This window comes from Nocardia harenae NBRC 108248 (genome assembly GCF_001612885.1).
In the GTDB taxonomy this organism is placed as follows: domain Bacteria; phylum Actinomycetota; class Actinomycetes; order Mycobacteriales; family Mycobacteriaceae; genus Nocardia; species Nocardia harenae.
Genome location: NZ_BDBH01000009.1, coordinates 278,548 through 287,312 on the forward strand (window position 1 = coordinate 278,548; position 8,765 = coordinate 287,312).

Here is an 8,765-nt window from a genome sequence, read left to right on the forward strand (position 1 = left end):
CGTGCCGAACCACGTCATCTCCGCTGTCAGAAAGGTATTCGGATGAGCGCGCTGCTGCTGGCCGTACAGGACGCGGGCACCGTACTTGCCCAGGTCGGCAACCCCACCCCGGAGGCGCCGCCCGGATCGGAGAAAATCCTCCAGCTGGTCCGCTACCTCACCTGGTTCGTGCTGCTCGCCGGGATCGTCGCGATCATCTACGCGGGCGGCAAGTTCGCCTGGGAACGCTGGACCGGCGGCGGGCTGGAGTCGCCGAAGATGGTGGCGGGGGCCATGATCGGCGGTGTCGTCGCGACCAGCGCCGGCACCATCATGAACGCCGTCATCGGGACGTGAGCGCCGTGCTCGCCTACAAGCAGATGCCCGCCGACGTGCTCGAGCCGCTCATGCAGCTGCTGAACTGGCTGCTCTGGTTCGTGCTACTGGTCTGCCTCGCGTGGATGATCCTGTCCGCCGGGCGGCTGTGGATGGCCTTCAAGTCCGACCTGGCCGTCAACGACGCGTCCTTCGGCGTGCTCATGAGCCTGCTCGGCGCGATCGTGGCCAGTACCGCCTCCGGCATCGCACTCGCGTTCCTGCCGGCGTGACCGGACGGGTCAGGGGGAGCTCCACCACCATGAATCGAATCCAGAGGCCCGGTGCGGGCGCGGTCGGCATCGCGCTGCTGCTCGCCGCGAGCACCGCCTGCGGCGGCGGTGGCTCCGGCGAGTCCGGACCCGACCTGAACGCGCCGCCGAGCAATGTGCGCTGGCAGCCCTTTCAGGGCGTCGCGCTGCCGCGGGCCGACCAGGGGCCGACGTCGAGCGCGGACGGCGCCGCGACCGGCTTCGAGCACTCGCCGCCCGGCGCCGCGGTGGCCGCCATCGTGCACACCGTGCGGCTCTCCATCGCGCCGGACGGGCAATGGTCGCAGGTCGTGAACCGCGAGGTCGTGCCCGGCCCCGCGCGCGACGAGTGGGCGATCAACCGCGTGCAGCTCTCGATCACCGGCCCCGCCGCGGCCGAGTACGCGCCGCGAGTGCTCGGGTACCGGGTGACCGGCTACACCGACGAGCGCTCCACCGTCGACGTCTACACCGAGTACTCGGATTCCTCGCGCGCCGTCACGCACACCACCGTCGAGTGGTTCGGCGAGGACTGGCGGCTGCGGTTGCCGGACCCGGAGTCGACCGTCCGGCCGGTGGACGCGGTGGACCAGCTGCCGCCGGAGATGGTGCGGCTGGAGGCCCCCAAGTGAGCGCGCGGCGAGGGGAGCTGCCGTGAGCAAGGATTCCGCGGCGCCGCGCGAGCGGGTCTCCTTCGGCGCCGTCGCCTCCGGCGCGGTGCTCGCGCTGATCCTCATCGTCGGGTTCGTCGTCTACCTGTCCAGGGGCGACAGCGACACCCCCGTGGCGCTGCCGCCGGCCGGGAGTACCGCGGAGGGCACCGGATTCGGCACCCCGGAGGCGGATTTCCTCGGCCGCCGGGTCGACATCCCGAACAACGCGGCCGGGCAGCCGCTGCCGCAGGACGCGAGCAAGCAGCGCAAGCCCGGCGACCCGGCCTGGCTCACCGCGGCCCCGAGCGGGACCACGGCGCCGCAGGGCTGGCAGCGGGTGTACGGCGCCTCGGTGCCGTTCTCCACCTCGGACGGCCCGGCCCGGATCGAGAACGGCCTCGCCGTCGGCTACGCGCACACCCCGCAGGGCGCCGCGCTGGCCGCCGCGCAGATCACCTACCGGCTGAACGCGCGCCCGGCCAACCGCGACCTCTACGTCACCCAGGTGCGGGTCTCGCCGCAGCAGCTGACCGCGTACGAAAACGCGCTGGCCGCGGACAAACTGCCGGAACAGCAGCCGGAGAGGGTCACCCGCTACCTGGTCGCCCCGGACGCCTTCAAGATCGACGACTACGCGGACGACCTGGCCATCGTGCGGCTCGCCGCGCGCGGCCCGGTGGTCGACGGCAAGCAGCTGTGGGCCGCCGTGCGGCTGGTGGTGGTGTGGGACGCGGGCGACTGGCGGCTCAAGCCGACCTCGTCGAACAACTCGCAGACCGAGTACCTCGAGACGCTCGAGGGGTGGACCCGATGGTGATCAGGCACTACATCGAGGGGTGGATGCCATGCTACGGCGGATAATCACGATTCTCGCGGTCGTCTTCACGGTGACGATGGCGACGCCGATGATCGCCTACGGCCAGACCTACGGCTTCGACGACGCGTGCAACGAGCTACACGACACGCTGGACAACGTCGGTATCCCCGGTGTCTCGCTCGGCGACGCCGCCTCGGCGGTGTGCAAGGCGGGCAATGCCGCCTCGCACCCCGGCGACGCCGCGACCGCGGTCAAGGACAAGGCGTGGGACTCCACCTTCGGCAAGGTGGTCGACTCGCTGATGAACGGCCTGGGCGAGGCCATCGTGCTGGCGCTGACCTTCTGGATGCGGGTGCCGAACGAGGCGGCCAGCGACTCCGGGTCACTGTTCACCAAGATCAACGAGTACACATATCAGATACAGATACTGCTACTCATCGCCTCGGTGATCCTCTCCGGCGCGCGCTTGGCCGCGGCCAGACGCGGGGCCGCCGTGAGCGAGGCGGCCGAATCCTTCCGCATGTTCGCCCGGGTGGTGTTCAGCTCCTGGATGCTCGGCGCGGTGATCGTGGCGGGCACCCAGGCGTCGGATCGCTTCGCGGACTGGCTCATCCAGGACGCCACCAACGGCAACGCCAAGGACATGGCCGAGCTGATGGTGAAAACCAGCAAGCTGCAGGCCTTCTCGCCCGGCCTGGTGCTGATCATCGCGATCGTCGGGCTGCTCGGCGCGCTGGCGCAGATCGTGCTCGCCATCGTCCGGCAGGGGCTGCTGATCATCGCGGCGGGGGTGCTGCCGCTGGCCGCGGCGTCGTCCGGGATGGATATCGGCAAATCCTCGTACCAGAAGCTGGTCGGCTGGATCATCGCCTTCATGCTCTACAAACCGGTGGCCGCGATCGTCTACATGATCGCCTTCACCACCGCGGGGCACGTGGACGGCCTCACCCCCACCGGCGGGCTGCCGGAGGGTGAGGAGGCGCAGCGCATGCTGGTCGCCATCGTGCTGCTCTGTTCGGTCGCGTTCGTGCTGCCCGCGCTCATGCGGCTGGTCACCCCGGCCGTCGCCATCGTCGGCAGCGGCGGCTCCGGCCTCACCGCCACCGGCGGCACGCTGGTCGCGGCGGCCGCGCTCGGCGCGATGGGCACCAAGGCGGTCGGCACCCGTACCGCCGCCGCGCCCGGCCGGGCCGGGTACGTCAGCGGCAGCGGCACCGGGCCGCGGCCACCCGGCGGCGCGGGCGGGGTGCGGCCGTCGCCGCGCCCGACCCCGCCGCGCGGTGGCGGCGGTGGCGCGGTCAATGCCGCGGCCCCGCCCCCGCCGCGCGCCTCCGGGCCCGCGGGTGCGGGCGGGGTAGCGTCCGGGGCGTCCCGGGTGGCGGGCCGGGTCGCGTCGGCGCGCGCCGCCACCTCGGGGATGAACCGGGCGGATCAGGCCATGGGCGATATGGCGGGTGACAGCTGGGCCAACCGGTCGCCCGATCTCGGGAGGAGCACCATTCCGCGATGACGAGTACCGAGACCTACGAGCGCCGGTCCTACGGCCTCTGGCAGAAACCCCGCAGCGCAGGGCTGTTCGGCCTGCGCTGGGAGGAGACCGTCATCGGTTTCGTCGTCGTGATCACCGCGCTGATCTGCGCGATGGTGGGCGGCTTCCAATGGGGGGTGATCGTCGGCGGCGTCGGTGTCGTCGTGATGGTTCCGCTGGTGTGGCGGTCCGGGGGACGCTCCGGGTACGAGACGGGAATTATGATGTTCAACTGGATGCGGTCGCGGAACCGCGGCGAGCACGTCTATCGCGGCGGCCGGTTCTCCCGGATCCCCGGCGGCGTCACCCGGCTGCCAGGGCTGCTCGCGCCCTCCAAGCTCTACGAGGGCATCGACGCGGGCGGCTACAGCTTCGGCATGATCCACCTGCCGCAGTTCGCGCAGTACACGGTGGTGCTGCGGGCCTGGCCGCAGGGGCACGAGGCGGTGGACCAGCCGGTCATCGACCGCTGGGTCTCGGCCTGGGGCACCTTCCTCGCCTCGGTCGGCCAGACCAGCGACATCGTCGCCGTCGTCCCGGTGATCGACACCGTGCCGGAGACCGGCAACCGGCTGCTCACCGAGGTCTCCACCATCACCCGCCCGGACGCGCCGGACCTGGCGCAGCAGGTGATGTACGAGCTCGCCACCGAGCTGCCGCAGGAGCGGGTGCAGCTGCTGCCCCGGGTCGCCATCACCTTCAAGGCCACCACCGCCGAGCGGCGCAAGAATCCGGCCGAGGAGGCGGTGGAGATCGGGCGCAGGCTGCCCGGCATCTGCGCCGCGCTCGCCGAGGCCGGGGTGCGCGCGCAGCCCATGGCGGCCGAGGAGGTCATCGCCTTCATCCGGCGCAGCTACGACCCGGCCGCGCAGGCCGACCTGGAGGTCGCCGCCGGTGAGCCCGGCGGGCACGGCCTGGACTGGGCCGACGCCGGGCCGGTCTCGCACGACGAGAAGTGGGACCACCTCCTGCACGATGGCGGCCGCTCGGTCACCTGGGAGATGGACGCCGCCCCCGAGGGCGCCGTCGACGAGCGGGTGCTGCAGCGCCTGCTGGCGCCGAACCCGGAGGTGCCGCGCAAGCGGATCGCCATCGTGTACCGGCCGCACTCGGCCGCGGACGCCGCCGAGATCGTCGACGACGACTTCAAGAACGCGCTGGTGGCGCAGCAGAGCGAACGCGGCGTCGTGTCGGCCGCGGCGACCCTGCGGGTGGGTGCCACCCAGCAGGCGCGAGAGGAACAGGCACGTGGTCACGGCGTTACGCGGTTCGGCGCGCTCGTGACCATCACCGAACCGTTGCGCGGTGATCTGCCGCGCATCGAGGCGATAACCCGCGACCTGTCCACACAGGCGCGGTTGAAGATCCGGCGGTGTTACCGGTACCAGGCGGCGGCTTTCGCGGCCTCCCTCGGGTGCGGTGTCATCCTGCCGGAGCACGCGACCATTCCGAAGGCATTGGCGGGGTGAGCGATCCATGGCACGTGACTACGAACCACCGGTCCGGGACCGGGAGAGCGCCCCGGCCCGTCGCGGCTCCCGGCGCGACGCGCGCGAGCACCGCGCCGACCACGAACAGTGGCCGGACCCGGCGCTAACCGAGCCGCCCCGGCGCCGCCCGGTACCGCCCACCCTGGAGCCGCCGGACAGTGACGGGCGCCCGCGCGGGCGTCGCGCGCCGGATGCCCCGCCGCGGCAGCGTGATCCGGAGGGGGAGGGCAGGCCCGAAGGCCGCGCCCCCGAGCGCCGCCGCCCGGCCCCCGAACGGGCCGGGCGCGCCCCCGAATCGGCCCGCCCGCCGGGCGAGGGTGACGTCGAGGGCCGACCCGCCGAGCGGCGTGCGCCGGAGTCGGGCCGCCCGTCGGCCGAGGTGCGTCGGGCGTCGATCGATGGCGACACCGGGCGCAGGGCTGCCGAGCGGCGTGCGCCGGAGTCGGGCCGCCCGTCGGCCCAGGCTCGCCGCGCGTCGATCGATGGCGACACCGGGCGCAGGGCTGCCGAGGCGCGCCGGGCGGCCGTGGACGGTGATACCGCGCGCCGTCCCGCCGCCGAACGGCGCGCACCGGAATCCGGCCGCGATTCGATCGAGAACGGCCGCCGCGCGGCGGAATCCGCACGCGCCGCCGCCGAGGCCCGCCGCGGTTCGGCGCCGCGCCGCGAGGGAGAGCTCGCCCGCCGCTCCCCGGACGACATCGCCCCCCGCCGCCGCTCCGAAGCACCGGCCCCGCGCCGGCCCCGCCCGGCCGATCTGCGCAAGGAGCGGCAACCCCGCCGCGACCGCCGCGACCAGAAGCCGGATTACACCGCCGACCGCGCCATGGGCAATGCCGACCCGGCCGCCCGCCGCGCCAAGGCCAAGGCGGACAAGCGCAAGCAGCAGGGCCCCGCGGTCCTGGACGACGCCACCCGCGCCCAGCTGGAGGCGATCGCCCGCGAGCAGAACGGCCTGCGCGCGGTCTGGGCGCAGTTCCGGATCACCACCGACGACGCCCGCCGCCGCAATGCCGCCGCCCGCACCGAGCAGTCGCACGAGGACGGCTTCGAGCGCGCCACCGCCCAGCTCACCGACCGCGGCTACGCCGGCCCCGGCGGCGGCCGGATGAACGTGGTCGGCCGCACCGTCGAGTACCGCGCCACCACCGCGCAGGTGGCCGGGCTCTGGCCGTGGTCGGTCGGCGCGGGCGCGCCGCTCATCGGCACCCCGCTCGGCTCGCACCTGCACACCGGGGCCCCGGTCTGCTTCGACCCGATGAACTGGTTCCTGCGCGGCAGCTTCATCACCGCGCCCAGCCTGTTCGTGCTCGGGCTGAACGGCTTCGGCAAGTCGTCGCTGGTGCGCCGGATCGTGCTCGGCGGCATCGCCCAGGGCATCACCCCGCTCATCCTGGCCGACGTCAAGCCGGACTACCGCAAGATGGTGGAGATGGTCGGCGGCCAGGTGATCGACCTCGGCTACGGCCACGGCCAGCTGAACCCGCTGGCCGCGGGCGTGCTCGGCTCGGTGGTTCCGCTGCTCGACGAGCTGCCGGAGCTCCAGCTCCAGGTGCTGCAGGACCTGCGCGCCAGGCAGGTCACGCTGATCGCCGGGTTGGTCGAGCTGGTCCGCGGCGCCCGGGTGCGCGACTACGAGGAGACGCTGATCTCCACCGCGCTGCGCATCCTGTACCGGCCGGGCAGCGGCTACACCCCGGACAGCCCGCCGATCATGGAGAACCTGCTCGAGGTGATCGTCGACGGCGGCGAGGAGCTCATGCTCGACGCGGGCGCCGACGACGAGGCCGAGTACCAGATCGCCATCAAGAACCTGCGGCGCTCGCTGCGCGCGCTCACCCAGGGCCCGTTCGGCGCGGTCTTCAACGGCCAGACCTCGGTGCCGATCGACACCTCCGCGGTGGCGGTAGCGATCGACGTCTCGCACATCCCCACCGGCGACAAGAAACTGAAAGCCGCGGTCATGCTGGCGTGCTGGGCGGATGGCTTCGCCTCGGTGGAGGCGGCGCACGTGCTCGCCGACGCCGGGCTCGGCCCGCAGCGCTACTTCCAGGTGGTCATGGACGAGCTGTGGCAGGTGCTCGGCCTCGGCGACTTCATGGTCGACCGGGTGGACGAGCTGACCCGGTTGCAGCGCACCATCGCGACCGCGCTCATCATGATCAGCCACACCATCAAGGACCTGCAGGCGCTCGGCTCCGAGGCGGCCATCGCCAAGGCGCTCGGCTTCCTGGAACGCGCGCGCGCCAAGATCTTCGGCGCGCTGCCCGCCGAGGAGATCAACCGGCTGGACAGCACGGTGCCCTTCACCGCCGCCGAGCAGGAGATGGTGACCAGCTGGTCGGCGCCGCAGGCGCTCACCGGCGAGGCGCTCAAACCGGGGCAGCAGCGGCCGTCGCCGCCCGGCACCGGCAAGTTCCTGCTCAAGATCGGCGAGGACCGCAGGCCGGGCATCCCGTTCCACATGGAGTTCACGCTCTCCGAGAAGGAGAGCGGGATCCACGAGACCAACCAGCGGTTCAGCGAGTTCACCGAGTCCACCCGGCGCGGTGATTCCGGGAGTGCGGCGTGAGTGCAGCGGTGAGTGAGAGGCGCGCCCGATGATGCCGCACCGGTCGTACCGGCGGGTCTCCCCCGAGGTGCGGCAGGCGGCGGTGGAGCAGGTGCTCGCGCTGGCGAGCACGCTGAGCAGCGAGTCGGAGGCGTGCCGGGTGGTGGCCGACCAGATCGGCGTGCACACCAACTCGGTGCGCAACTGGGTGCGGGCCGCCGAGGGGCCGAGCCTGGAGCGGATGGACGCGGCGGCGCTGCGCCGCAGGGTGGCGCTGCTGCAGCAGCAGCTCGCCGCCGCCGCGGAGATGAACCGGACCCTCGCCGACACCCTGAACGAGACCAGGCGCCGCACATGAGCCCTCGGTGAACGCGCGCAGCATCCTCTTCGTCGCCCTCGGCTCGATCATCGGGCTGATCACCATCGTGCTGGTGATCGTGCTGCCCGCGGCCGAGGACCCGTGCGAGGACGCCAGCGTGCTCGGCTCGGGTTCGGTGCTCCCGCCGCTCGGCGGCTACGCCCCCGGCGACCCGCGCGCGGGCGCCACCGCGGCACCGGACGGCACCGCCGCGGCGAACACGCCCGCCGCGGCGGCGAACCCGTCGGCCACCGGCACCCCGTCGCTCGCCGCGGGCGGCGCCCCGCTGCGCCGCACGCTGCCCCTGGCCACCGGCACCTACTCGGTCTCCGACACCTTCGGCAGCCGCGGCGGCGCGCACCGCGGCGTCGACTTCGCGGCGCCCGACGGCACCCCGATCTACTCGGTCGCCGACGGCCGGGTGGTCGCCGCCGGGCCCGCCTCCGGCTTCGGCAACTGGATCGTCGTCGACTCGGTGGACACCAACGGCCGCGCCTACTCCGCGGTCTACGGCCACATGTGGGACAGCGGCGTCGGGGTCGCGGTCGGCGAGACCGTGCGCGCGGGCCAGCCCATCGGCGCGGTCGGTTCGGCGGGCGAGTCCAGCGGCCCGCACCTGCACTTCGAGGTGGTCCCCGGCGGCCGCTTCACCGGCGGCAGGCAGATCGACCCGATGCCGTGGCTGGACGGCGCGCCGACCCCGGATGTCGGCGGCGCGCAGGCGTACTCGGCCGACCCCAGGTGCAGCCGCGGCTTCGGCAGC

General features: G+C 73.2%; 9 protein-coding genes. All 9 read left to right on the top strand.

Annotated features, from left to right (window positions below; translation table 11 throughout):
- Window positions 1-42 precede the first annotated feature (42 nt).
- Entirely contained in the window at window positions 43-336 is a 294-nt protein-coding gene (locus NH2_RS20660) for a hypothetical protein (protein ID WP_067656720.1), read from the top strand.
- Window positions 333-587 (top strand): hypothetical protein, encoded by a 255-nt coding sequence (locus tag NH2_RS20665; RefSeq protein WP_245650685.1) that lies wholly within the window; start codon window positions 333-335, stop codon window positions 585-587. Before NH2_RS20660 ends, NH2_RS20665 begins: the two co-directional genes overlap by 4 nt.
- A 29-nt stretch (window positions 588-616) precedes the next feature.
- Window positions 617-1,237, top strand: a complete 621-nt coding sequence (locus NH2_RS20670; RefSeq protein ID WP_067656723.1) for a DUF8175 domain-containg protein — start codon at window positions 617-619, stop codon at window positions 1,235-1,237.
- Between the two features lie 22 nt (window positions 1,238-1,259).
- Entirely contained in the window at window positions 1,260-2,075 is an 816-nt protein-coding gene (locus tag NH2_RS20675) for a DUF8175 domain-containg protein (protein ID WP_067656726.1), read from the top strand.
- 28 nt (window positions 2,076-2,103) lie between these two features.
- Entirely contained in the window at window positions 2,104-3,585 is a 1,482-nt protein-coding gene (locus NH2_RS20680) for a hypothetical protein (RefSeq protein ID WP_067656863.1), read from the top strand.
- The gene (locus tag NH2_RS20685) at window positions 3,582-5,072 is read left to right on the top strand and encodes an SCO6880 family protein (RefSeq protein ID WP_067656729.1); all 1,491 of its coding nucleotides are present in this window, start codon (window positions 3,582-3,584) and stop codon (window positions 5,070-5,072) included. The genes NH2_RS20680 and NH2_RS20685 overlap by 4 nt, the downstream gene beginning before the upstream one ends.
- A gap of 7 nt (window positions 5,073-5,079) precedes the next feature.
- Complete coding sequence (locus NH2_RS29945; protein ID WP_245650686.1) at window positions 5,080-7,665, top strand: hypothetical protein; 2,586 nt, start codon at window positions 5,080-5,082, stop codon at window positions 7,663-7,665.
- A 28-nt stretch (window positions 7,666-7,693) separates the two neighbouring features.
- Window positions 7,694-8,002 carry a transposase gene (locus NH2_RS20695; protein ID WP_067656732.1) on the top strand — a complete coding sequence of 103 codons (309 nt, stop codon included), beginning with the start codon at window positions 7,694-7,696 and terminating at the stop codon, window positions 8,000-8,002.
- A gap of 7 nt (window positions 8,003-8,009) precedes the next feature.
- A partial coding sequence (locus NH2_RS20700) for a M23 family metallopeptidase (RefSeq protein WP_157103887.1) occupies window positions 8,010-8,765 on the top strand: 756 nt, incomplete at its 3' end.